General features: G+C 69.0%; 23 protein-coding genes. 18 read left to right on the top strand and 5 right to left on the bottom strand.

Translation table 11 applies throughout. The features are described 5' to 3' along the window. The first annotated feature begins 68 nt into the window (after positions 1-68). Positions 69-842 carry a glycosyltransferase family 2 protein gene (locus AC07A6_RS01105; RefSeq protein WP_478775549.1) on the top strand — a complete coding sequence of 258 codons (774 nt, stop codon included), beginning with the start codon at positions 69-71 and terminating at the stop codon, positions 840-842. A gap of 398 nt (positions 843-1,240) precedes the next feature. Here AC07A6_RS01105 and AC07A6_RS01100 read toward each other — a convergent pair whose 3' ends face one another. Beyond that, positions 1,241-1,750: an NUDIX domain-containing protein gene (locus tag AC07A6_RS01100; RefSeq protein ID WP_478775548.1), complete on the bottom strand. Its 510-nt coding sequence runs from the start codon at positions 1,748-1,750 to the stop codon at positions 1,241-1,243. Between the two features lie 77 nt (positions 1,751-1,827). Continuing rightward, positions 1,828-2,355, bottom strand: coding sequence for a GNAT family N-acetyltransferase (locus AC07A6_RS01095; protein ID WP_478775547.1), 528 nt, complete (start codon positions 2,353-2,355; stop codon positions 1,828-1,830). A 250-nt stretch (positions 2,356-2,605) separates the two neighbouring features. On the opposite strand from AC07A6_RS01095, the gene AC07A6_RS01090 reads away from it, so the two are divergent. After that, positions 2,606-3,445 carry a hypothetical protein gene (locus tag AC07A6_RS01090; protein ID WP_478775546.1) on the top strand — a complete coding sequence of 280 codons (840 nt, stop codon included), beginning with the start codon at positions 2,606-2,608 and terminating at the stop codon, positions 3,443-3,445. Here AC07A6_RS01090 and AC07A6_RS01085 read toward each other — a convergent pair. After that, entirely contained in the window at positions 3,433-3,573 is a 141-nt protein-coding gene (locus AC07A6_RS01085) for a hypothetical protein (protein WP_478775545.1), read from the bottom strand. The genes AC07A6_RS01090 and AC07A6_RS01085 overlap by 13 nt on opposite strands. A 256-nt stretch (positions 3,574-3,829) precedes the next feature. On the opposite strand from AC07A6_RS01085, the gene AC07A6_RS01080 reads away from it, so the two are divergent. The 13 genes from AC07A6_RS01080 to AC07A6_RS01020 all read left to right on the top strand — a co-directional run bounded on the left by AC07A6_RS01080 (position 3,830) and on the right by AC07A6_RS01020 (position 20,007). After that, positions 3,830-4,948, top strand: a complete 1,119-nt coding sequence (locus AC07A6_RS01080) for a helix-turn-helix domain-containing protein (RefSeq protein WP_478775544.1) — start codon at positions 3,830-3,832, stop codon at positions 4,946-4,948. 81 nt (positions 4,949-5,029) lie between these two features. Further along, positions 5,030-6,280, top strand: a complete 1,251-nt coding sequence (locus AC07A6_RS01075) for a helix-turn-helix domain-containing protein (RefSeq protein ID WP_478775543.1) — start codon at positions 5,030-5,032, stop codon at positions 6,278-6,280. A 240-nt stretch (positions 6,281-6,520) separates the two neighbouring features. Beyond that, positions 6,521-7,636, top strand: a complete 1,116-nt coding sequence (locus AC07A6_RS01070) for an archaeosine biosynthesis radical SAM protein RaSEA (protein WP_478775542.1) — start codon at positions 6,521-6,523, stop codon at positions 7,634-7,636. Next, a complete protein-coding gene (locus tag AC07A6_RS01065) occupies positions 7,629-8,933 on the top strand; it encodes a cytochrome P450 (RefSeq protein ID WP_478775541.1) in 1,305 nt (434 codons plus the stop codon). The genes AC07A6_RS01070 and AC07A6_RS01065 overlap by 8 nt, the downstream gene beginning before the upstream one ends. Positions 8,934-8,935: 2 nt before the next feature. After that, positions 8,936-10,225: a PLP-dependent aminotransferase family protein gene (locus tag AC07A6_RS01060; protein WP_478775540.1), complete on the top strand. Its 1,290-nt coding sequence runs from the start codon at positions 8,936-8,938 to the stop codon at positions 10,223-10,225. After that, positions 10,222-11,391 carry a glycosyltransferase family 9 protein gene (locus AC07A6_RS01055; protein WP_478775539.1) on the top strand — a complete coding sequence of 390 codons (1,170 nt, stop codon included), beginning with the start codon at positions 10,222-10,224 and terminating at the stop codon, positions 11,389-11,391. The genes AC07A6_RS01060 and AC07A6_RS01055 overlap by 4 nt, the downstream gene beginning before the upstream one ends. 73 nt (positions 11,392-11,464) lie before the next feature. After that, positions 11,465-13,177: a carbamoyltransferase family protein gene (locus tag AC07A6_RS01050; RefSeq protein WP_478775630.1), complete on the top strand. Its 1,713-nt coding sequence runs from the start codon at positions 11,465-11,467 to the stop codon at positions 13,175-13,177. An 86-nt stretch (positions 13,178-13,263) separates the two neighbouring features. Continuing rightward, positions 13,264-14,649 (top strand): GDSL-type esterase/lipase family protein, encoded by a 1,386-nt coding sequence (locus AC07A6_RS01045; RefSeq protein ID WP_478775538.1) that lies wholly within the window; start codon positions 13,264-13,266, stop codon positions 14,647-14,649. Between the two features lie 90 nt (positions 14,650-14,739). Beyond that, entirely contained in the window at positions 14,740-16,701 is a 1,962-nt protein-coding gene (gene rfaE2 / locus AC07A6_RS01040; RefSeq protein WP_478775537.1) for a D-glycero-beta-D-manno-heptose 1-phosphate adenylyltransferase, read from the top strand. Next, positions 16,698-17,678, top strand: a complete 981-nt coding sequence (locus tag AC07A6_RS01035) for an NAD-dependent epimerase/dehydratase family protein (protein ID WP_478775536.1) — start codon at positions 16,698-16,700, stop codon at positions 17,676-17,678. Before rfaE2 ends, AC07A6_RS01035 begins: the two co-directional genes overlap by 4 nt. Before the next feature lie 52 nt (positions 17,679-17,730). Beyond that, a complete protein-coding gene (locus AC07A6_RS01030; RefSeq protein WP_478775535.1) occupies positions 17,731-18,327 on the top strand; it encodes a D-glycero-alpha-D-manno-heptose-1,7-bisphosphate 7-phosphatase in 597 nt (198 codons plus the stop codon). Between the two features lie 103 nt (positions 18,328-18,430). Next, positions 18,431-18,985, top strand: a complete 555-nt coding sequence (locus tag AC07A6_RS01025) for a P-loop nucleotide/nucleoside kinase family protein (RefSeq protein ID WP_478775534.1) — start codon at positions 18,431-18,433, stop codon at positions 18,983-18,985. Between the two features lie 278 nt (positions 18,986-19,263). Next, positions 19,264-20,007, top strand: coding sequence for a TIGR02391 family protein (locus tag AC07A6_RS01020; protein WP_400749469.1), 744 nt, complete (start codon positions 19,264-19,266; stop codon positions 20,005-20,007). 117 nt (positions 20,008-20,124) lie between these two features. On the opposite strand, the gene AC07A6_RS01015 is transcribed toward AC07A6_RS01020, so the two are convergent. Then, on the bottom strand, positions 20,125-20,304 hold the full coding sequence (locus AC07A6_RS01015) for a hypothetical protein (RefSeq protein WP_478775533.1): 180 nt from the start codon (positions 20,302-20,304) through the stop codon (positions 20,125-20,127). 89 nt (positions 20,305-20,393) lie between these two features. After that, entirely contained in the window at positions 20,394-20,810 is a 417-nt protein-coding gene (locus AC07A6_RS01010) for an NUDIX domain-containing protein (protein ID WP_478775532.1), read from the bottom strand. A 651-nt stretch (positions 20,811-21,461) separates the two neighbouring features. On the opposite strand from AC07A6_RS01010, the gene AC07A6_RS01005 reads away from it, so the two are divergent. The 3 genes from AC07A6_RS01005 (at position 21,462) to AC07A6_RS00995 (ending at position 24,230) form a co-directional block, all read left to right on the top strand. Beyond that, a complete protein-coding gene (locus AC07A6_RS01005) occupies positions 21,462-21,962 on the top strand; it encodes a hypothetical protein (protein ID WP_478775531.1) in 501 nt (166 codons plus the stop codon). Positions 21,963-22,106: 144 nt separating this feature from the next. Further along, positions 22,107-23,342, top strand: coding sequence for an MAB_1171c family putative transporter (locus AC07A6_RS01000; protein ID WP_478775530.1), 1,236 nt, complete (start codon positions 22,107-22,109; stop codon positions 23,340-23,342). A 255-nt stretch (positions 23,343-23,597) separates the two neighbouring features. After that, positions 23,598-24,230 carry an HAD-IA family hydrolase gene (locus AC07A6_RS00995; protein ID WP_400749455.1) on the top strand — a complete coding sequence of 211 codons (633 nt, stop codon included), beginning with the start codon at positions 23,598-23,600 and terminating at the stop codon, positions 24,228-24,230. The last annotated feature ends 37 nt before the right edge of the window (positions 24,231-24,267 follow it).

The following is a 24,267-nucleotide window of genomic DNA, read 5'->3' as shown; positions in this document are numbered from 1 at the left end:
AGTCCCACGTAGCCTTGGCCGGCGACAACAATTCCACGACGACTCCAGTCTGGGTAAGGAGCACCGCTGTGCCCCTGGTTTCTGTGGTGATGCCGGTACACAATTCGGCGGCCACGCTCGGGCCCTCAGTTCGGTCGGTGCTGGCGCAGACCCACACCGATCTCGAACTGCTGATCACCGACGACGCGTCCTCGGACGACTCGATGGATCTGCTGCGAGAGCTGGCCCGGCAGGACGAGCGGGTTCTGCCGGAGGCGGCGGCCCGGCAGGGGGGCGCGGCCAGGGCCCGGAACCTGGCCATCGCGCGGGCCCGGGGTGACTACATCGCGTTTCTCGACAGCGATGACATGTGGCTCCCGACGAAGCTGGAGAAGCAGCTCGCCTTCGCCACGACGGCCGGGACGCCCCTCACGTTCACCTCCTATTACAAGGTCGACGCCCTGTACGAGGGCGAGGCCGCCGGCTTCGTCCCGAACGGGCGTGTCGTGTGGGCGCCGAAGCGCGTGAGCTACAGCGCGATGCTGGTCCAGGACCACATCGGCGCCCTGACCGCCATGTACGACCGCAGGGTGGTCGGGGCGAAGCTGATGCCGGACATGCCTAAGAGGCAGGACTACGCGCTCTGGTTGTCGATCATGCGGGACGGGACCCCCGCCCGGGCTCTGCGGGAACCCTTGGCCGTGTACCGGTCTCAGCGGGCCGGGTCGCTCTCGTCGAACAAGCTGTCGCTCGTCTCGTACAACTGGGCCCTGTACCGCCGGCACGAACAGCTCTCGGTGTTCCGGTCGGCTGAGGCTCTGGCCGGGGCGGCATGGCACTCGGTGCGGAAGTCGCGCATCTAGATTTGTGCCCGAGCCCGGGGAGCCCAGTGCGCGACCGTTTCCGGGTGGTGCCCGACCGGGCCCCGCCCCGTAGCCGTGCCGCGTGGCCGTGCCGCGTGGCCGGCGGCTGGGCCCGAAGGGCGGGACTCGGTGGGTCACTGGTGCCGTCGGCCGGCTACGCGGCCCAACCGGCTCCGGCCGACTATCAGGCCAGCAGCCATCTCGAGCTGCGAGAGGCTGAGCTGGCTGCAGCCGCAGCCTTGGAGTCCCTGAGGCTCGCCCAGCACATCGGTGCACCCCGCTGCATCACCCTGGTGCAGGACCTCGTCCCCGGTTCGAACCCTTCAGGTCGGTGCCGCTGTCGTGCTCCTGCTGGCTGGGAACCCTTGGGGGGCGAGCGGCGCGAAATGGTCCTTCGTTCACGGCCTCTCGGGAGTCATGGCCGAGGAAGGCGCGGTGTTCGCCGGCCAGGCGTACTCGCTGTACGGGGTGCCGTCGGCGATGTGCTGGAGCGCTACGGCGAGGTAGGGCGGGAGGGGTTCGGGCACGCTGGTCGCCTTGTGCCACTCCCAGCCTTCGCATTTGTCCCGCTCGGGGTTGCCGATGCTGCCGTGCCAGCGGTCGGTTTCGAAGAAGAATGCGATCCTTCGGGAGCCGGAGCCGGTGGAGACGTGGTGCATGAGGTGCACGAAGCGCAGGTGGTCGGGGTCAACGGTGGCGCTGGTCTCCTCAGCGAACTCGCGGGCAGCCGCCGCGCGGGCGGGTTCGTGTTCTTCCATGAGCCCGGCCGGGATCTGCCACATACCGGGGAAGACCTGCTGTTGTCGGCGCCGGCTCATGAGGATTTCGTCGCCCTGGCGCAGCAGGAGGTGGACGTCGGCGTAGTGGGAGGCGTAATTGCGCGCCAACCCAGGGGTGTTCTCAGGCATCGTGCTCCTCTTCGGTCTGCAGGCGCCTGCGGGTAGTGCGGCAGCAACGCAGCCGCCCTCGGGTGTGAAGCGATCCTCTAGCCCGCATTCGGGGGGAGCTCTTCGGGAAGGAGGGATCCGGCCCAGCAGTCGCGCAGGCGGCCCTGTGAGGTGATGCGCAGGCGGAGGGTGCCCTCCATCTGGAACCCGGCCTTGAGGGCGACCGCGCGGGAGGCGTCGTTTCCGACGCGGGCCATCCACGTGATGATCGGCAGGTTGAGGTCTTCGAAGCCCCAGCGGCAGATCCGGGTGACCGCCTCGGTCGCGATGCCCTGGCCGCGGGCGGACTTGCCGATCCAGTAGCCGATCGACGGTGCGTGCTTGGGGCGCTGGTGGAGGCTGATCAGTCCGGCACGTTGGCCGGTGGAGGTGCTGGTGACGACGAACGTGGTGTGGTCGTCGTGATTGCGCGTGTTGGCCACGAACTCCTCGGCATCACGCCGTTCGTAGGGGCTGGGGACGGAGGTGTTGCGCTGGATCTCCAGGTCTTGGAGCTCGGCCGTGATCCAGTCGATGTCCTGCGCATCTGGGGCGCGGAGGGTCAGTCGGGGGCTGGTCAGGATCACAGGTGCGGCTCCGTTTCTGCAGCGGATAGGCGCAGGAGCCTAATCGGGTGGAGGCGGCTGGCGCTGCCCGTTTTTTTGCGTCGTCCGGGTGGGCGCGTGGCAGCGGCTACTCGACTGCAGGGAGGGGTGTGGCTACGCAGAATCCCGTTGGCTGGCAGTCTCGGGCGGGATCGGTGGCGTGAACGGCACCAGAAGCAGACCCGTGTCAAACTCGACATGATGCGGGCCGGACTTGGTACGTTCGGGTGTAATGACGCTGCGTTCGGTGGATCTGCGCAAAGAGCCCGTGGAAGCCGTGCTGGACCGTGTGGAGCGGTCGCTGGGGGTGCGCCTGGATCACGGGACTGTGGTGCGTAAGCGCCGATCTGTAGGAACGCGTACGGACCGCGGTACGTGGGTGCGCATCGAGCGGCGCGGGCTCGACCGGATCGGGGTCCAGGGCGGGGACGGCACCGCGTCCGCGGAGGCCCTGCGCGGGATCGCTAAGCCGGCCTGGCTCGCCGGTTTCGCATGGCGGGACGAGACGGAGCCTGTGATGTGGCGGGCGGACGAGACGGAACTGCTGCCGGGTGCCCCAGCGGGCAGCGCAGTCGTGGCGGAAGACCCGAAAGTGACTGAGGAGTGGTGGGCTTCGCTGAATGCCTCACTGGATGCCCTCGCCGAGCAGCACACGAACCGGATCGCAACACCGGATACCGAGACCCTCACGCAGGAACTGGTCACGGGAACGGTCCACAGCGTCTTCCCTGGCGTGGACACGGCAGTGGTCGAATGGCGTCCGGCCCACGCAGATCTGAACTGGGCGAATGTGACTGCGCCGGCGTTCTGCCTGTTCGACTGGGAGGACTGGGGCATGGCCCCCCGTGGCCTGGACGCAGCGAATCTCTGGGGAGCCTCCCTCACCGTCCCGACTCTGGCCGATCGCGTCCGCAGCGAGCGGCGGAACGATCTCGAAAGCCGGGACGGCAAGCTGATGTTGCTGCTAGTCGCCGCGAAGATCCTCGGCCCCTACGCTGACCCAGAGGACCCTCGCCTGGTCCCCGCGCGGAAGACAGCTGAGCAGCTGCTGCTGGAACTTCAAGCGAGCTGACGGGCTTTGAGGAGCTGCCGGTACTCCCGGACCACCTTCTCATCGACCTCGTACGCCAGTGCCTTGGTCAGCTCCCGCAGATGGTCGAGGTTGTCCGTGCCGACTGCGACCGAGTCGACCCGAGGCAAGCTTTAGGAGGAGCGGAACGCCGCCTGGGCCTTCGTAACCGACGCGGATCCCCGTAGGAAGACCCCCGGCCTCGGACACTGCCCGCGGGCTACGGTCTCGCACACGGATCGACGTGGCATATTCGCTCTGTCCGGCTCCGAGTGGCTACTGTGTCGCCGCGAAGCCCATACGGTCCCGTTGAAGGACCCGACCCGCGATCGGCATTTTGGCCCGAGGATGAGCACGGAGCCCGACAGTGGCCAAGCGAGCACCCTTGTGACGCTCGAGATGGACGGCAACGGCCCCGCCCCGATCGGGCGTCGCCTGGCTGAGTGGCGAACACGGCGCGGCATCACCGCGGCCGAGCTGGCAGTGCAATCCAGCCTGCCGGAACAGGTGATTTCGGATCTGGAATCCGGTAGGGACTGGGTTGATCAGCATCATATTTTGGCTTCGCTGGCAGCAGGTCTACAGCTCGAACCTGCCGAGCTGACGGGCCAGCCGTACGGACCTTCCGGAACGGACCACGCCACGGTCCACGCGACTGCGTGGCACCTTCGTCGCCAACTGGCCATCGTTGCGTCCCGCGGTGCAGTAGCCATCGAACCGACAGAGTCCGAACTAGCCGGACAGACGGAAGCCGTGCGGCAAGCGGAGGCAGCAGGAGATGATCACGCCCTGGCGCTGGCCCTTCCCGCCCTGCTGGACCTCACCACTTCGTCGGCCGCGCGCGGTGCCGAGGCAGTCCGGGCAGCACGAACCACCGCATACGTTGCCGGATCAGGTCTTCTGCGGCGGTTGGGCTATCGAGACCTGGCCTGGAGCCTCCTCCAGCAGGCAGAGGTGGCCGACCCCGGGGAGGACCACGTCCTCGTTGAGGAAGTACGCCTCCTGGTGAGCATGGGCCTGGCGGAACAGGCCATCATCCGCGCCGAGCGGTTCCGCGGTGCTCGACCATCTGTCGAGCTGACGTGTGCAACAGGGCTGGCACATGCTGTCGCGAGGCAGGAGGAGAAGGCGGCCCGCCTCCTCGAGGAGGCCGCAAGCCGGGCCGCTGACGTACCGGGGACTACCGAGGTTGCGGTGACAAGAGCCGCCTTCGCTTTGGAGTCCCGGTCGCTCGAGGAGCTCTTGGCGCTGGAGGTTTCCGATTCCCCTGTGGCGCCAGCCGGGAAGCGTGCGGCCTTGCTGCTGTTCTCTGCGGCTGCCTGGGCGCGGCGTGGGGACACCGGCCGGGCTGCAGAGCGGCTGGCGGCGGCTGAGGGCGCCGCTCCGCTCTATCTGCGGTTGGAGCCTCTGGCGCGCGAGCTCCTCCATGTCCTGACGGCTCGTTCCAGTACAGCGGCCAGCGGCGCACTACTGGCGCGGGTTGCGGAGCAGCTCGGAGCCCAGTGAGGTCCGCGGTTTCGGGGAATGCCCGCCTAGGCCGGCCGTCTGGGCCTAGCCTTTGATCATCTGAATCTTGGGTAGGCGATCATGGATGATCTTCAGGAACACCAGGCCAAGACCATCGGTAGCACGGTGCGCGCGCTGCGGCACCAGCGCGGGGTGAGCTTGAAGGACCTGGCGGACGTCACCGGGATCTCGGTGGGCCACCTCTCCATGGTGGAGAACGGCAAGCGGCTCCTCGCCAACTCCGTGTTCATCGAATCGATCGCCTCCGCCTTACGGGTCTCGCCCGCCGAGCTGACGGGCCAGCCGACGGCGCCGCTGGATCCGAGCACCGGGGGTGCCCATGCGGCGGTCCCGGCCCTGAGGCTGGCGCTGATGGGTCTGGCCGTGGCCAGACCGGTCGGTGACCGGCTCCCGGACGATCCGGTGCAGATGCTGACGGCGCGTGTGGCGCGGGCCAACAACCTCTATCACTCCTCCGAGTACGCAACGCTGACCGTCGAATTGCCCTCCCTTCTGGCCGATCTGCACACTGCGGCAGGAATCAGCCACGGGCTCGTGCGTCGGCGGCTCCTGCAGTTATTGGCCGGCGCGTACCATCCGGCGTGCGTGCTGCTTCTGAAGAACCTGGGTTACCCGGACCTCGCCTACGTCGCCGTGACGCGCGCCGCCGAGGTGATCGCTGAGCTCGAGGATCCGGCGTACGGCGCACTGTCGGACTTCTTCACCGCGCATGTGCTGCTGGCGGCCGGTAGCCCTGAACAGGCCTTGGTGCGGACGGCGGCCGCGATCTCGGATCTGGAGGGGCACCTGGGTGCCGGGCAGGCGCCGCAGGCGCTGCTCGGTGAGCTCCACCTGCTGTCAGCGACTGCGATCACCCGCGACAACACCCGCACCGGGGAAGCACGCCAGCTCGATGCCGGAACGCATCTGTCGGAGGCAGAGCAGCTTGCTCGGCGCACTGGAGAGAGCCGGGACTGGCACTTGAACTTCGGCAGCACCAACGTCGCCATCCACCGGGTGAGTCTGAATGCCTCCCTGGGCCGGCACGGTGATGCCGTGGTCGCCGGGGACAGCCTCCACCCCGAGGCGATCACAGCCCCTGGACGGCGGATGGCCTTTCACTCCGATCTGGCCAAGGCCCTGGCGCACCTGCGCGGGCGGGAGTCCGATGCTCTGCGCGAGTTGCTCAATGCCGAGGAGATCGCGCCCCAGCGGCTCCGGGTAGATCCCTTGATCCGGGACTGCGTCGCCTACCTCCTCGGTCGCCAGCTGTCGGCGCACAATCGCCGTGACCTGCGCGGACTTGCCCACCGGGTTGGTGTCCTGAACTGACGCGGCCTCTCGTTGGGAGGAGGGTTCCCGGCCAGATCGGCCCTGTTTCGGACGTGGGTTCACCACAGTGAACCCAAAGCGTGAAATCGCGGCTACTTTCGGTGCGTGCCCCTGGCAGCCGGGTTGCCGAAGCTCTGTATCGGGCTTGCGCCGGTGTTCATCGGGGTCGTATCGGCTGCGCCGCGCCTCCGGTCCGCGAGCAGCTCCGGCTGATCGACCGGGGATCAAGGGGGGCTCCACATGCCTGAGCACGTACTGGACGCGCCGGTGCCCGTGCAGGACCTGCGGCGCCGCATCGGGGATCTGTCCCTGCGGCTGCGCACGTCGGGGACCCAGGTCAAGCCGGCCGAGCCGCGGTTCACCGACTACGACAGGATCCGGCTGCCGAGCGGTGAGGTGATCGGCCGCAAGAAGGTAATCGTGATGTCGGGCGGCTGCTCGGTGCCGACGTGCACGATGTGCCCCTTCACCAACCTGAACAACTACGGCATCGACGGCGCCACCTCCACCGAGAGCCTCCTGGAGCAGGTCCGGCGCACGCTGGCCCGGACTGAAGACGAGCCCGCGTACGAGGTGCTCTCCCTTTACAACGACGGCAGCTTCTTCGCGCCGAGGGAGATCCCGCGGGACATCCAGGTGGAAATCGCCCACCTGGTCGCGGAGGCCGGGGTGAAACGGCTGGTGGTGGAGTCCCTGCCCCAGTTCATCACCGAGCCTGTGCTGGCCCCGTTCGTGCAGGCGCTGGACGGGGTGCGGCTGGAGATCGGTATCGGGCTGCAGTCTGCGGACGCGCTGGTGCGCGAAACGCTGGTGAACACCCGGATCTCCCAGCGGTCGTTCGAGCGCGCCCTTGCGGTGATGTCCGCTCTGGGGGTGGACCCGAAGATCTACCTGATGGTCAAGCCGCCGTTCCTGACCGACGGCGAGGCAGTGACCGACGTCGTGGACTCGGTGGACTACCTGACCGGGCTCGGCGTGCGCGGGATGACGCTGTGTCCGACGCGGGTGTCGCGGAACACGGTGGCGTGGGAGCTGTGGCAGGCCGGGCAGTATACGCCGCCGAACCTGTGGACGGTGGTGGAGGCGGTCCGCCGGGTCCATGAGCGGCTCGCTGTGCGGGTGGCGTGCGTGAACCTGCGCGGCAGCGACTTCGAGTCGGTCTTCCCCGATGCCTGCCCGGCCTGTGCGGACCGGGTCGTGGACGCGCTGATGCGGTTCGGGGAGAGCGGCGATGCGGCCGACCTGCCTGGTGACTGTTCGTGCCGGCCGCCGTTGGAGGTGACCGGCCTCGACCACGAGGCCATCACGGCCCGGACGGCGCAGCAGCTGAGCGTGCTGGAGCGGGCCGGTGTCTGAGCAGGCCGCGGCCCGGGCGGGCGGCGGGTTACCACCGCAGCATCCGGAGCGCGGCTTCGAGGGGCATCCGCTGCGCGTTCTGGAAGAAGGGCATCGCCAGCACGGGCCGGTGTTCGGGATGACGGTCGATGGCGTGGAGACGGTGCTGGTGGGCACCTGGGCGGGGCTGGGCGAGCTGTTCGCGGCCGAGCGTGGCCGCCTGGAGGTCCTCAACACCCCGCTGGTGCACGACCTGTTCGGCCGTGCCCTGTTCAACCTGACCGGGGACCGGCATCGCGAGGCCCGGCGCCTGCTGCGGCCCGCGCTGGCTGGGCGGGCGCTGGCCGCGTACGTGCCGGCCCTGCTGGAGGTGACCACCCCGGCCGTCGCCCGGTGGGCGGAGACGGGCACCCAGGATCTGTACCTGGCAAGCCGGTCGACGACCAGAGCGATGAGCGCCCGCGTCCTGCTGGGCATCGCCCCCGGATCGGCGGAGGCGAAGGCATTCGCTACGGACTTCGAGCGGTTCGTTGCGGCGACCGGTGCGCCGCCGGGGCCGCGCCGGCACGCCTCTGGCCGGTACTGGGCGGGGCGCGCGGCGCGGCAGCGCCTGCACGCGCTGTTCGCCCAGCAGGCCGCAGCTGCTGGGCGGGAGGGATGTCCGGGGTCGGCTCTCGACCGCCTGGTGGCCGCGTTCAACGGTGCCCCCGAGGCGGTGGGGCCGTTGGAGGATCACCTTCTGGCGCTGCTGATCGCGGCGAGGGAGACGACGGCGAGCCTGGTCACCTGGTGCCTGGTGGAGCTGGCCGGCCATCGGAAGCACGCCAGCCTCGCTGCGGCGGAGTCCCGGGAGGCGCTGGCCAGGCCCGGACTCCTTCTCCGACGTGAGGAACTGCCGGTCCTGCGAGCCGTGCTCGCCGAGACGCAGCGCATGCACTCGCCGAACCTGCTGTCCGTGCGGGAGGCGGTCTGCCCCATGACGCTGGGCGGCCACCGGATTCCGGCCGGGACGCGGGTGGCCTACTCCCCGTCGGCCGGGCACTTCGACCCCGACGATTTCCCCGAGCCTGACTCCTTCCTGCCTGGCCGGTTCCTCGCCGGGCAGGCCTCGGGAGCGCGGCTGTGGGCGTTCGGCGGGGGTGCGCATGCGTGCCTGGGCCGGCCGCTCGCCGAGCTGATGGCCGTCACGATCGTGGCGTGCGCCCTCGGGCAGGGGCTGCCGCGCCTGCCTGGTGGCCCGCCCGGCCGGATCCGCTACCGGCCCGCCAAGGCCCCGATCGACCCGCTGCCGTTTGCCCTCGTTCGCCAGGAGACCTGATCGTGAACCACCGCACTGCGTCCGACGCGCTCGCCGCCCTCCAACAGGCTGCCGCTCACCACGCTTCCGCCCGGCGTCGGCTGCATCTCGTGCCGAGCGAGAACGGGCTGTCGCTGGCGGCCCGCACGGCGCACCTGATGGAGGCTGCCGTCCGCTATGCCTTTGCCGGGCCCGAGGACGGGGGCGAGAACTGGGCGTGGCCGGGCCGGCAGGACCTGGTCGCCGTCGAGCGGGCCGCGGCTGTACGGCTCGGCGCACAGCTGGGCGCCGAATTCGTGAACGTGAAGCCGGTGTCGGGGGTGTCGGCGCTGACGGTGGCACTCTCGGCGCTGGCGCGGCCGTGGACCGTGGTGTTCAACCTGGCGGAGCGCGACGGCGGGCACGGCTCGACCCGCTTCATCGGCACCCGGCTGGGGCTGCAGATGAAGGACCTGCCGGTCGATCCGACCACCTGCACTCTCGACCTGAACGCCCTCGCCTGTCGGCTCGGGAGCGGACCCCGGCCGGAGCTGGTGTACCTCGACGCGTTCATGTGTCTGTTCCCGGTGGATCTGCGGGGGCTTCGGGAGGTGGTCGGCCCGGAGGCGGTCATCCACTACGACGCCTCCCACACTCTGGGGCTGATCGCCGGGGGCGCCTGGCAGAACCCCCTCGCCGAGGGTGCGGACAGCCTCGGCGGTTCCACCCACAAGACGTATCCGGGCCCGCACAAGGGCCTGCTGGCCACCAACGATGCCGGGCTCGCGGCCCGGTTGGACGAGCATGCCTCTCACTTTGTTTCCCACCACCACCCAGCCGACGTTGTCGCCTTGGCCGTGGCCGCCGCCGAGATGGACGAGCGCGGCCCGGCGTACGCGAAGGCCACCGTCGCCAACGCCCGCCGCCTGGGCGCGGCGTTGACGGAGCGGGGGTTCACGGTATGCGGGGAAAAGGACGGGTTCACCGACTGCCATCAGCTGTGGCTCGACATCACGCCGCTGATGGACGCCGAGCAGGCATCCCGTCGGCTGTTCGAGGCCGGGATCGTCGTCAACGCGATCCCCTTGCCGCACATCACCGCGTCGGCCGGGCTGCGCCTGGGCGTGCAGGAGGTCACCTGGGCCGGGATGCGCGAGAACGGCATCGACGAACTGGCCGCCATCTTCACCGCCGTGCTGCGCGACGGGGCGGACCCGGCCACGGTCGCGGCGCGGACCGAGGCCTTGGTGGAGGCACACCGCCCGGACGGCGGCGCGGACGAGCAGGTCCTGCGCGTCGCGCTCGCCGCAGCCGGGATCGGAGGTGGGGCGTGATCCCGGAGCAGATCCCGGGCAAGGGCGTCTTCCTCGGGCCCGTGTACACCGTCGAGTCATTCGAGACCCGGCCGGACTGCCGGCACTTCGTCGGCGGGATGCCCTGCCGTCACTGGCGGCCGTGCCGCGACTGCCCGCACCACGACCCGGTCGACTACCGGGTGCTGATCGTGATGCTAGGCCTGCTGGGGGACATGCTCATCGCCTCCCCACTGCCCAGGCGGATTCGTGACGACCACCCGGGCGCGCATGTCACCTGGCTCGTCGACGCGGACAACGCACCGATCCTGCGGATGAACCCTTACGTGGATGAGGTCCTCGTCCACGACTGGGAGGCCGCCGCGCAGCTTCCGTCACGCCGCTTCGACGCGGTGTACTCCTTCGAGCGAACCCCGTCGGCGGCGGCGCTGGTCGACCGCATCGAGGCCGGGCACAAGGCAGGGCTCGCCTTCGGCGGCCCGCACCACTGCCTGTATCCGATGGGCGAGGCCGCGATGCAGTTCTTCCGGCAGAACACTTGGAACGACTACCGCACCACCGCCAACGCGCAGACGTGGACGGAGCTGTACTTCGCGGTCGCCGGGTACGAGTACGCCGGCGAGCCGTACGTCCTGGCCGTGCCCGAGGACGCCCAGCGACGAGTGGCCAGGCTGCTCGGTGAGCGCACCGGGCCCCGGGTGGGCCTGAACCTGGGCGGCTCGCTGACGACGAAGCTGTGGCCGGCCCAGCACTGGGCCGAACTCGCCGCCGCGCTCCTGGACCACGGCGCGCAGCTGGCGATCCTGGGCGGGCCGACCGACCGGGAGGCCTGCGAGGCGCTGGTGCGGCACCTGCGGATGCGGGGCGCCGACGAGTCCAGCGTTGCGTACGCGCCGCTGAGCCTGGAGGAGGCGTCCGCGCTACCGGGCCTAGTCGACGTGGTGGTGACCGGCGACTCCCTCGGCTTCCATCTCGCGCTCGCCCACCAACGGCCGACGGTGCTACTGCTCGGGCCGTCCAATGGCGCCGAGGTCATCCCCAAGCACGTCACGAACGTCACCGCGCTCCGCTCGACGCTGCCGTGCTCGCCGTGCGCCCACCAGGTCGCCTGCGGCGGGGTCGGCGGCTGCATGGACACCATCGACCCCTCGGCCGCCCTCAAGGCGACGCTCGACCACCTGAACTGACCACCCGGCCCACCCGGCGTTTCGCCGGGGTGGTGGGCGGCTCTGCGAGAAGGAGTGATCCCTGTTGGGAACCGTGCTGGGGCTCGGCGGCCCGTACTACCACGACGCCTCCGCCTGCCTGGTCATCGACGGCCGCATCGTCGCCTTCGCCGAGGAGGAGCGCTTCTCCCGCCGCAAACACCACAAGGACTCCCGCTCCTGCGCCGTGGCCGCTGCCTACTGCCTCGCGGAGGCCGGCATCACCTTGGAGGAGGTGGACGAGATCGCCATAGCGTTCAACCCCACCTGGCCCACCACGAGCGACACCTGTACGGACGCCGAGCTGATCGCCGAGCTCCTCGACCCCGCCCTGTTCGGCCACCACCGGCCCCGTCAGGTCACCGTGATCGAGCACCATCTCGCACACGCAGCCTCCGCGTTCCACCCCTCCGGCTTCGACGAGGCCGCCGTCCTGGTGGTCGACGGCTCCGGCGACGGCGTCTCCGCCACCCTCGCCCACGGCACCACCAGCGGATGCAAGGTCCTGCGCCAGTTCCCGTTCTCCCAGTCTCTGGGCTGGTTCTACGAGACCGTCGCCGAGCACCTCGGGCTCGGTGACTGGACCAGCTCCGGCAAGCTCATGGGCCTGGCCGGCTACGGCAACGCCGACCGCTACACCTTGGACTTCCTCACCCCCACGGCCGGGGGCTACCACCTGGACCTGTCCCGCTACGGCATTCACCCCGACGAAAGCGTCGACGACCAGTACACCGACCTGCGCTACTACCGGCGCCTCAAGGCGGCGTATGCCGCCGCGTACACCGACCTCGGCATCCCACCCCACCTCCGCGCCCGTACCTACACCGGCGGCCGGGTCGTCCCGGACACCGGCTACCGGCCCGAGCACGCCGACCTCGCTGCCTGCGTACAGCGCCTGCTGGAACAGTGCCTGACCGAGCTGGCCCGCGAGGCCCTCACCCTCACCGGCACCATCCGGCTGTGCGTGGCGGGCGGGGTGGGGCTGAACTGTTCTGCCAACGGCCGCCTCGCCGCCCTGCGCGGGGTGGAGGAGCTGTTCGTCCAACCGGCCGCCGGGGATGCCGGGTGCGCCATTGGCGCGGCGCTCGAGGTCGCGCTGCGCCGCGGCGACCTCGCTTTGCCCGGCCCAGTGATGAACACCGCCGCCCTCGGCCCCTCCTTCGACGCGGGGACCATCCGTACCGTCCTGGGCGACTACGGCTTGGCCTTCCAGCACCTGGGCGAGGACCTGCCGACCGCGGTGGCCGGGCACCTGGCCCTCGGGCGCACGGTCGGCTGGTTCCAGGGCCGTATGGAGGCCGGACCCCGCGCGCTCGGCCGGCGCAGCATCCTCGCCGACGCCCAGCACACCGGTGCCCGCGACCACATCAACGCCCGCGTCAAGCACCGGGAGTCCTGGCGGCCCCTCGCCCCGGTCCTCCTCGCCGACGCCGCCCCGGATCTGATCGGCACCAGCACCCCGCACCCGTTCATGATCGTCGCCCGGCAGGCCACCGACATCGCCCGCGAGGTGATCCCGGCCGCCGTGCACGCTGACGGCACGCTGCGGCCGCAGACCGTCGCCCCCGATGACGCCGACCCCTACGCCCGGCTGCTGGCCTCGTTCGCCGAGCAGACCGGCCGGCCGCCCGCACTGCTGAATACCTCCTTCAACCACGAGGCCGAGCCAATCGTGTGCACCCCGCGCGATGCGGTCGCTACCTTCGCCGCCAGTCCTCTCGACGCACTCGCCATCGGCCCGTTCCTCATCCGCAAGGACCGTCCCTAGCTGACTGTCAGACATCACCCGTTTACAGCCGGTACGTTGAGCCCGGCCCTGGCTATCATCCGCAGCAAGCGAAGGACCGATCCGCGATGACCAGCACGACCTCCCCCGACCTGACCGTTGCCGAGCGGCTGCTTGCCGAGCACGGCCCGGCGCTGACCCTCGGCGACGGCTGCACGCTGCCCGACGATCTGGTGGTCGAGATCGACCCCGGCGCCCACCTGACCATCGGCGACCGGGTTTCCATCCGCCGCGGATCCACCATCCAGGTCCACCGCGGCGCCACCGTCGCCATCGGCAACGATGTCGCCATAGGAGAGCACACCTTCATCTCCGCCATGGCCGGCATCCGCATCGGCGACGGCGCGGCCCTGTCGAACATGGTCGACCTGCACGACCACAACCACCGCCCTCGCACCGCGGCGAACGTGCCGACCGGGCAGCTCGTCCCCTGGGCGTCCGGCTTCGAGGCCGCGCCGATCATCATCGAACCCGGCGCGATCCTCTCGAACAAGGTCACCGTCACGGCCGGGGTCCGCATCGGGGCCAACACACTGGTCGGCGCGAACGCGGTCGTCTCCCACAGCATCGCCCCCGACACCATCGCCACCGGTGTCCCCGCCGTCGCCCGCCGCCACTTCGACGGTGCTCCCATGCGACGCGAGGACAGCCGCACCCTGACCGTAGGGTTCTTCGGCACCTCGATCATGGAGCACCTGGAGGCGTTCAACGCGCAGATGACCACACAGGCCGACCTGCCCGAGATCGGCGCCAAGGTCACCATCGAGGGCTGGCACCAGCGCGGCTGGGTCCACCGCCTCAATCTGTCCCTGCGCACCGCCTTCCCGCACGTCGTCTTCGACGTCAAGAACCACGGCGAGGGCGGTGCGACCAGCCGCGACCTCGCCGGCATCGTCGAAGCCGACCGGGCCACCACCGGAACCGACTACGACCTGGTGTTCCTTGGCTGCGGCATCAACGACGTCTGGCGCCGCTTCCAGAACCGGATGTCCGAGGCGGTCGACCTGGACGAGTACACCCGGCACCTCGACACGATGCTGAAGCAGCTCAGCGGCTACAGCCGCCGGATCGTCGTCGTCTCCGAGACGCCGTTCGGCCCCATCGAGGACCCCGGGACCGTGGCCGAGATGAACGCCGAGCTCACCCGCTACAACGAGGCCGCCGCGAAGACGGCCGCCGCCCACGGCGCGCTGTTCCTCGACGTATGGACCCCGTTCACCTCCGCCGCCCGGCAGCTAGTCCCCGCGAACGACGGGGACTCCGCGGTCAGCCTGTGGAGCGACGGAGTGCACCTGACGGAACTCGGGGACACCGTGCTGCTGCAGCAAGCCGAGCGGATCCTCGCCGAGCACCACATCGTCGAGAAGCTCCTCGACTACCCGCTCCTGGAGCGCGACGCCGCGCTCATCAACTACGGCCTGCTGTTCGCTCGGTTCAGGCCTGCCGGTTCCTGAACGGTTGGGGCGTCCCGCGCTGGTCGGCCACCGCCGGACGCCCCAACCGCCACCTCGCCCCACCCGCATCGTCTCCGAGGGAGCTGCCCCGTGACCCCGTTGGGCCGCGCGCACATACAGGCGCTGACTGCCGCCTTACCCCTGCTCGACACCGGGCGTCTCCAGGAGTGGGGCCGCCTTCTTTCCGAACGGCTGCCCGCGGGCAGCCGGTTGCTGGTCGCGGGCAACGGCGGATCGGCGGCCGAAGCCCAGCACCTTACCTCCGAGCTCGTGGGCCGCTTCCGCGCCGAGCGGGCGCCGCTGTCCGCCATCGCGCTCCACGCCGACTCCTCCTCGGTGACCGCCATCAGCAACGACTACGGGCCCGAGGAGGTCTTCGCCCGACAGGTCCGCGCGCATGGCCGGCCCGGCGACGTCCTGCTGCTGCTCTCCGTCTCCGGCGCCAGCTCCAACGTGCTTGCCGCCGCGAACGCGGGCCGGGAGCTCGGCCTCACCGTCTGGGCGCTGACCGGCCCGGGCCCGAACCCGCTCGCCGCCGCGAGCGACCAGGCTGTGTGCGTGGATGCCCCCCAGGTCGCCACCGTGCAGGAGTGCCACCTGGTCGCGGTACACCTGCTGTGCGCGGCTGTCGACACCCACCTGACAGAGGGGGCCCTCCCCGCGGGCGCGGAGCCGGACAGCGCACGGCGGATAGTGGTGGTCGGTGACGTCCTGCTGGACCGCGACATCGCCGGCACCGCAGACCGATTCTCCCCGGAAGCCCCCGTCCCCGTCATCTCCGGCGCCTGGGACATCGACCGGCCCGGCGGCGCCGGGCTGGCCGCGGTCCTCGCCGCCCGGGAGCCCGGCTGGCGCGTCACCCTCGTGTGCGGCCTCGGCCAGGACGAACCGGGTGCGCGGGTCCGCATCCTCCTGGACGAAGCGGGTGTCGAGGTCCTCGACCTCGCTGCCAGCGGCGCCACCCCGGTCAAGACCCGCGTCCGGGCCGCCGACCGCACCCTGCTCCGCTTCGACACAGACGCTGGCCCGCTGCGGCTCGGCCCGCTCCCCGCCCCGGCCCGTGCCCGGCTGGGCGAGGCGGCGGCCGTCCTGGTCTGCGACTACGGGCGCGGCATCACCTCCCACGACGAAGTCCGCCAGGCCCTCACCGAAGCGGCCTCCGGCCGCCCGCTGGTGTGGGACCCGCACCCCAAGGGCACCACACCGGTCCCTGGCACGGCGCTGGCCGTCCCGAACACGGACGAGGCCCTTCTCCTCACCGGCGACACCGGCCCGCGCGACCTCGCGGGTGACGCCGGGCGCGCCGCACGGCTGCTGGCCCAGTGGCCCGTCAAGCAGGTGGCGGTCACGCGAGGCTGCGACGGCGCCATCCTGGTCGCCGACCCCGAGGGCCACCCCCTGGTCGTACCCGCCCGACCCGCCGCCGGGGACACATGCGGAGCCGGCGACCAGCTAGCGGTCACCGCAGCCGTGATGCTCGGCGCCGGACGCCTGCCCTCCCACGCCGTGGCCGCGGCCGTCGACGCCGCCACCGTCTACGTCGAAGCAGGCGGCCCCGCCTCCCTGACAGATCCGCCCGCCTCGGGCCGTACGGACCCGCTGGAGCTGGCCACCCGTGTACGGGCGCGCGGCGGAAGGGTGGTCGGCGCGGGCGGCTGCTTCGACCTGCTGCACACCGGGCACCTCTCCCTCTTGGACCGGGCGCGCCGTCTGGGCGACGCCCTGATCGTGTGCATTAACTCGGACGACTCCGTGCGTCGGCTCAAGGGCGAGAGCCGACCCGTCGTCGGCGAGCAGGAACGCGCAACGTTGCTGGCGGCGCTGGACTGCGTGGACGGCGTGCTCGTCTTCGGCGAAGACACTCCCGAGAAGATCCTGGCCGAACTCCGCCCAGACATTTGGGTCAAGGGTGGCGACTACGCGGGCCACCGGATCGCCGAGGCTAGCCTCGTGGAGAGCTGGGGCGGCGAAGTAGTCACCGTGCCGTACCTGGACGGCCACTCCACCACCACCCGGATCGACCGACTCACCCAGCAGGCAGGTGCCCGGTGACCCACGGCAGCAGCGTGCTGGTCACCGGCGCGGCCGGGTTCATCGGCCGGCACACCGTGACCGCGTTCCACCGAGCCGGGTACAGCGTCACCGCGGTAGACCTGCGCCCCGCCCCGGGACACCTCGCCGATGCTGCCCGGTGGCACCACGGCGACTTCGCCGACCCGGCGCTCCTCGCCGAGATCGCGACTGGCCGCTACACCACGGTCGTCCACCAGGCCGGCATCAGCGACACCCGGGCCCCAGCCGGGCCCGAACTGGACGCGACCAACACCCTCGGCCCGCTCCGGCTGGCCGACGCCTGCCGCACCGGTGGCGCCCGTCTGATCTACGCCTCCTCGCACTCCGTCTACGGCACTCTCCACCACCGCACGCCGATCGCCGAGAACGCCGACACCGACACCAGCCGCTGCTCGGGCCCACTCAACCCGTACGCGGCGTCCAAGCTCGCCCTTGATCAGCAGATGCGCACCCGCCACGCCACAGGCCTCGACTGGACTGGGCTGCGCTACACCAACGTCTTCGGCCCCGACGAGACCGACAAGGGCCCTATGGCCTCGATCCTGTCCCAGCTCCTGCGCCAGGGCGCCAGCACCGGCCACATCCGCCTCTTCGACGACTCGCTCACGGCTGCCCGCGACTACATCCCCGTCGAGGCCGTCACCGCCACCATCGTCCAACTCGCCACTGCCCGGCCGTCGGTGCCAGCCGCGGTCTACAACCTCGGCGCAGGCACCGCCGTCCCCTTCGCCGACCTCGCGCAGTGGTGCGCCCGCCTCCACCGCGAAGCTACCGGCCAGCCGCTGCTCGCAGAGCTTGTGCCGAACCCGGTCAGGACCGCCTACCAGTTCTTCACCTGCGCAGACATGACCGCGCTCGACATTGTTCTGCCCGACCGGCCGACAGTCTCGGCCGCATCCGTCGAGGCCCGCGCCGCCGCACTGTTCGAGGCCTTCCGCAACTGTGCGAAAGGGTGAACCGGTGCCTTCCGCGCCGCTGGCGGACGCTGCTCGGCTACGGCGGAGGGCAGTGTTCCTCGACCGCGACGGCACCCTCACCGAGCCCCGCCACTACCCCTCCCACCCAAACGAGCTGGTTCTCCAACCGGACATCGGCGCGCCGCTGCGGGCCCTCCAGAACGCGGGCTTCGCCCTGGTCGTCATCACCAACCAGAGCGGCCTGGCCCGCGGCCTGTTCAACACCGACGCTCTAGACGTCATGCACGACCGGCTCCGCGCCCTCCTCGGCCATCGCGGAGTCCGCCTGGACGGCATCTACGCCTGTCCCCACCACCCGGACGGCATCGTGCCCGGCTACCGCAGCGTCTGCCGCTGCAGAAAGCCAGCGCCCGGGCTGCTCCATCAAGCCGCCCAGGACCTCGGTCTCGACCTCTCCCGATCGTGGATGGTCGGCGACTCTGCCTGCGACATCGGCACCGGGCATCGAGCCGGAACCCGCACCGCGCTCATCGGTACCCAGCCCCTCGACGATGTAGCCCCGGACGTGCAGCGCGCTACGACGTTCGAGGCGCTTTGCCAAGTACTACGAGCACCGCCGCAGAGTAGAGCTGGGAGGTCGTCAGTGAGTGGTGAGCCGGGACAGCTGGGGCCGCGTACGAGAAACTAGGCCGACAGCCCGGATTCATCGCCTTCCAGCTCATCCAGACCCCGGCACGGTCCCTCACCTGATCATGCGAGACGTACCGGCTCACCCCTCGGGGGCTCAGCAAATGCCAGCACAGCCGACCCTCGTGGTGGTCAGCGGTCCACCCGGCACCGGCAAGACCACCCTCGCGCACAGCCTTGCCAACGAGCTCGGCTGCCCCGCGATCATCCGCGACGAGATCAAGCAGGGCATGGTCATGAACACCCCTGACCGCCAGCCCGACGGCGACGACCCACTCAACATCCCGGCCATGCAGGCCTTCTTCGAAACCCTCGGCGTGCTCCTCCATGCCGGCGTCACCGTCGTTGCCGAGGCCGCCTACCAAGACCGCCTCTGGCGCCCAGGCCTCGAACCCCTCATGAAGGTCGCGGACCTTCGGATCATCCGCTGCATGACCCCCACAGCAACCATCATCGACCGCATCGCCGACCGAGCCGAGTCCGACAGGCACCGCGCCGCTCATGCGGACCGGAGACTCCTCACCGACATTTCCACCGGCGTGTACAGCCCGGACCAGTTCGAAGACATCTCCCTCGATGCACCCACCCTGCTCGTCGATACGTCCGATGGCTACCGGCCTGACACGGCCGCGATCGGAACGTTCGTCCAAGCACGGTGACTGACTGGCTGTGCCGGGGCAAGCCAAGTTGGCCGGCCTCGATGGCGGTGAGGATTTCCAGCACTCCGGTCGTGTTCGACGGCGGCGCCCGGCCCGGCTTGTCCGTGCGGTGATCGGAGCACGTGGCGTCTTCGGACCCGGCGACGCCGGGCAGGGCGAGGGAGTCCTCGGTGACGTCGTACGGCATCGGTGTTCCTCCAGGTAGGTCAGGCGAGGCGGAGTAGGCGTCTGGCGAGTTGCTGAGCCCCGGTGTCAGTGCCACGCCGTACCGTGCGCCCATGACGTTGACGTACATACCGCCGGTCCCAGCGGAACAGATCCGGCAGCTGCCCACCCGGGACATCGCGCTCCTTCTCCTGCAGCATCTGGCCAGCGGCACCGGATTCCTGCAGTACGGAGGGACGATGGGTTCGGCCCGCCAGGCATTCCAGAACGAGCCGGACGCGCCGGTTCTACTCGACCGTCTCTCCGATGCCTGGGCCTGGCTGGAGGCGCAGGCACTGCTGTCCCAGGTGCCCAGCCAGTCGGAAGCGTTCCGCCAGCTTTCCCGCGACGGCAGGGACCTGGCGAAGGATCCCGGCGGCATCACCAGGTTCGAGGCCCGACAGAGGCTGTCCGGACCGCTCCACCCGACCCTGGAAGACACGGTGCGCACCAACTTCGACCTGGGTGACTACGAAACGGCATGCTTCGCCGCGATGAAAGCGGTCGAGGTCGCCGTCCGGGACGCCTCCCGCCTCGACAACTCCCTGGTCGGCGTGAAGCTGATGCGTGCAGCCTTCCAGCCGCACCAGAACGGAAAGCCCGGCGGCCCGCTCGCCGACGCCGGAGCCGAAGGCGGTGAGCAGGAGGCCGCTTCCGCGCTGTTCGCCGGCGCGATGGGCGCATACAAGAACCCCGCCAGCCACCGGACTGTCGACTTCGACGATCCGATCGAGGCAGCCGAGATCATCCAGTTCGCCGACCTGCTGCTGCGACAGGTCGAACGCGCCAAGCGCCGCCAGCCCGCCACGAATACGTAGTGACGGAGCGTGGCCGCGCCCGAACCGTAGCCGGGTGCGTGGCGAAGCCCGAAGATCAGGCCGACGGAGTCAACACCGTCCTGCGTGAGTCGAGCCGTCTCTCCAGCTCTGGCACTGTCAGGGACGGCCGACGGGGGTGTACCGGAATCCGATCTCGCGCAGGCGCGCCGGGTCGAGGAGGTTGCGGCCGGCGAACATGACCGGAGTGCGCATGACGCTGTGCGGGGCGGCGTCCGTCTCGTCCGCGAACCCGACACCCGGGCGTGCGCTGCACTCGGAGTCTAGGAGATCGCGCACCAGCTCAACCGCTGGGTGGCAGAGCTCGACAGCTCCACCCGCCCCCTAGGAGATCAGGACAGCCGCTTGTCACCGCGCTGACGAGTGGCTCATAGCCCGATGGCTGCCTTCGGTCCCATGTACATCCCGGCGCCAGGAAGGCCGTTCTGGCACAGGGCCATGAACTTCTCGCTGAACCCCAGCCCGGGCAGCTCGGCAAGTTTCACGAAGTCGACCTGCCGAATCGGACGCGTATCCACGCCCTCCATGACGGCCCCGAGCCTCCCGCCGACCCGGCGTGCCTCGAAGGTGATGTGAACGACATGAGCGGCTGTGTGGTCGCAGACGTACAGCAGACGGCCGACCTCGACCTCGACGCCGGTCTCCTCCAGCATCTCCCGCTTCAGGGCCGCTTCCAGGGTTTCGCCAGGCTCGACCTTGCCCCCTGGCAGGCTCCACGAGCGATCGCCGTCGGTGTCCTGGTCGAGCAACAGGATCTGGCCGTCCTCAATGACGATGCCAGTCACGCGTGTATGCATCCGCCGACGCTATCGCCCTCCAACATCTCCCGGGGAGACCACTGGTGAAAGCGCAATCGGTCACGGCAGTGGTAATCGCCGGCCACAGCCTCCCGCCGTAGTAGCGCCCCTACCCGGCGGATGCTCCGACGATGGTCGACCCGCACCGCAGTCTCGGGGCGGACGAACCGCGGCGTCTGGACCAGCCACGCGGTCACCACAAAGGCGCACGTGGACGATCTCGGACTTTGAATTTCAAACAAACAGGCGACGCGGGCACGACTCCTCCTTGCCCATGGTCGTCGTGGCGGAGATCATTCCGCCTGGACCAGAGTCGCTGTTCTCCGGTGTCACCCGAATTGGATCAAGCCTGCCGGATTTTCGATCTTGGAATCCATGATGGCCTATTCCGTTTTGGTGACCTTCATAACACGCCCTGCCCGTGCAGCCTGCGCTTTCCGGCGAGTAAGATCAGGGGTCGGCAGGATGCGCCGCCCGGCCACCACACCTCAAGTGCGCATCCCAGGCTGTTCGCGCCCCACGTGCGGATATCGGGATCTGGGGGACCGACAGCGGACACCCCGGCGGTAATTAAAGGGAACGACTATGCGTTGGCGTCGGGACCCTTCACGGCGCGCTCTCGTGAAGGAATGCGAGAGGTTGCTCGCCGATCTTCCCATCCCCACACCTTTCAGCGTCGAGGCGCTGGTGCGGAATATGGAACATGCACTGAGCCGCCAGATTCGCCTGGTGCCAATGGATGATCCCGATGGAGGCCTGGGCACGGCATGCGGTCTGCGGGTCAAGGCACCTGAGTTCACAATTATTCTCTACCGCCGCCGTTCAAGTCGCTGCCAGACCGAGCACATTATTCTCCATGAGCTCGCGCATGAGTGGCTGGACCACGGAACGACCCTGACGGCTGCCGAGATCGAGCGATACGTACCTGAACACATCCGCCAGGAAGTCATTCGGCGCTTCCCGGCGGCCCTGGTCCAAGGTCGCGTAAATTTCGACAGCCCCGAGGAGAAACGAGCCGAACTTTCGGCATCGTTGATAAAGCGGCTGGCACGTCGCCATCCTGTAGGGGGAGATGACATGGTCAGCCTCCTAGAATCCTCACTTTCTCATCCTGTTGCCCCACCACGACGCCGATTTTAGGCGGGAGTGACTGGTGATCACCAGTATGGCATTCCCGGCTTTTTGATAGCCACCACACAGTTCGCCTACCGTCAATCGTGGCTGTGGCCAGCCAGCCTTCCGGGTCGGTAAGCCCCAGCCAGCCCGTAGATATGCACAGGTTACGTGTTCGACTACTTCAAATACCTGACTGCGGCAGCAATGACCGTCATCGCCGTTTGGCGATTCCCCGCAGTTCGGTACGCCGACGCTCACCGCCGAGCCCTCTGGGGTGGCTACGCAGGTTTTTCCGTAGCTCTATGGCTATACACGCCAGCGGTGATGCACGCAGTGGACCGAATCCCTGTAGTCGACCTGAGCGCCCTCCTGCGGCACTTCGCCAGCACTGCAGCCATCATCGCAGCCTTGACTTACGTCGCAACCAGCTACGGGAAGAGCACGGAGGCCGTCGTGCCCCGGCATGTCGCGGTCTCGCGCTGGATCGCTCGCGCATCCTATAGAGCTGGCGCGATAGGCGTGGCTCTGCTCACCGTCCTATTTTTCACCGTGTTGGACCGCCCCTCACCGAGTCGCAGTTTCCTAATCGATCACGCCGGGGAATGGGGCGCTGCGGTCTACATGACCGTTTTCTACTTCTTCCCACTCATCACAACTGCGGTTTGCGGCTACCAATGGACAAGAGCGGCGCGACAGGCCGAGAACACCAGCATGCGTGTCGGACTCGGCCTGATGGGTGTCGCGATGTGGATGGGACTGATCCACACAGTGGCCCGCGTCACCATCCTCTGGGGAGCGGTTGCGTTCCCCCTGAGCGCCTCCACGGTGCAGCTACTTATAGACGCCACAGCGCTATGGATGAACCTGCTATTCCTGATCGTGGCTGTAGGTGCGAGCATTCCCACTACCCGCGCTGCTGCTGCCCGCTGGAAGACGTGGTGCACCCTATATAGAATCCATCCGCTCTGGGTTGACCTGGTGGAAGCCTTTCCGGGGACGAGCCTGTACCCGCCTGGATCGCGTCTCGCAGAACTAATCCACATGCGCGTCCCCAGCGATGTCCGCCTGGATCGCTGGACTCAGGATATTGCTGACGCCTGCGAAAAGCTGCGATACTACGCCCCGGAAGAATTGCAGTTCGCCGCAGAGGACACGACCTCCTCACACGCCGATCCCGAGCCGGCCGCTGAGGCGTACTGGATTAAGGCAGCCCTCCAAGCTGCCGATGCCACGCAGGCCCACCGGTATGCCGTCAGCCCCTTCAAAGCGAAACCGTTCGTTGACACCGACAGCGAAGCTGCCTGGCTAACACGCGTGAGCGCGGTCTACTCGGACATAGACGCGGCGCAAGCTCGGACGCTTTTCGAGCACTCCGCACAGGCAGAAAGCGAACCGAATCGATAACTCGCGATTGCCCCTTGCCGGATCACGACGCCAAGCGGCATGGCGATCTTGAATGGCGTACCGGTTAGTGACATTAGGCACTGCGGCTTCATGAACGTGGCTGGTACCGTGGGTGGCGCGGGCCGATAGGTCTTGTTCCGCCCCGTAAGTGGACTCTGGCTTGCGACGCACAGCTGCTGCCGTCGCCACCTAGCCGGGTCCACGACGCTGCCCGGTCTGGAAGGCGTCCGAAGTCTCAGCAATGGAGTTTTCCGCATGTCCAACCGCACTGGCCTCATCCTCGATTTCGGAGGTGTGCTCACCACTCCCCTGCTGCCCGTCGTGTTGGCCTTCGAGCAGCGTGAAGGGCTTCCCCAGGGTGCGTGCATCTCCGCGCTGTACCAGGACGAAGAGGGTGTCCGGATCACCAGCGATCTCGAACGTGGAGCGGTCAGCCAGACCGAGTGGAACGAGATCGCCGGCAAGAAGTTGGGCGTCTCTCCCGACGGCCTGATGGGCCGGATCTTCGGTGGCCTGCGTCCTGAGCCGCTGCTGATCAACGCCGCAGCCGCCGCGAGGCGAGCCGGGATCAAGGTCGGCATTCTGTCCAACTCCGTGGGGCTCGCACCCTGGGACTTGTACGACGGCTACGAGCTCGAGACGCTGTACGACGCGGTGGTGATCTCCGAGCACCACGGGATGCGTAAGCCCGATGCGGAGCTTTTCGAGATCGCACTCAAGGCCATGGAGCTGCCCGCCGAGCAGTGCGTTTTCGTCGACGACACCGAGGCGTACGTTCGGGCGGCAGAGCAGCTCGGCCTCGCAGGGGTGCACAACAAGAACCCCGAGCTGACGGTGGCCGAGCTTTCGAACCTGCTCGGTGTGGACCTCACTGCTGCAGCGCCGTAGTGAGTAGCGGCGCGCATTGGCGCGGCTACATTCCAGA

Source organism: Streptomyces sp. NPDC044002 (assembly GCF_056434525.1).
Note: the sequence above shows the minus strand (reverse complement) of the source record. Positions and strands in the feature narration are given on the sequence as shown.

Coding starts and splice junctions, on each gene's coding strand:
- AC07A6_RS01100 (WP_478775548.1), bottom strand. CDS start 1,750: ATGCCTGAGAACACCCCTGGGTTGGCGCGCAATTACGCCTCCCACTAC.
- AC07A6_RS01090 (WP_478775546.1), top strand. CDS start 2,606: ATGACGCTGCGTTCGGTGGATCTGCGCAAAGAGCCCGTGGAAGCCGTG.
- AC07A6_RS01075 (WP_478775543.1), top strand. CDS start 5,030: ATGGATGATCTTCAGGAACACCAGGCCAAGACCATCGGTAGCACGGTG.
- AC07A6_RS01070 (WP_478775542.1), top strand. CDS start 6,521: ATGCCTGAGCACGTACTGGACGCGCCGGTGCCCGTGCAGGACCTGCGG.
- AC07A6_RS01045 (WP_478775538.1), top strand. CDS start 13,264: ATGACCAGCACGACCTCCCCCGACCTGACCGTTGCCGAGCGGCTGCTT.
- AC07A6_RS01025 (WP_478775534.1), top strand. CDS start 18,431: ATGCCAGCACAGCCGACCCTCGTGGTGGTCAGCGGTCCACCCGGCACC.
- AC07A6_RS01020 (WP_400749469.1), top strand. CDS start 19,264: ATGACGTTGACGTACATACCGCCGGTCCCAGCGGAACAGATCCGGCAG.
- AC07A6_RS00995 (WP_400749455.1), top strand. CDS start 23,598: ATGTCCAACCGCACTGGCCTCATCCTCGATTTCGGAGGTGTGCTCACC.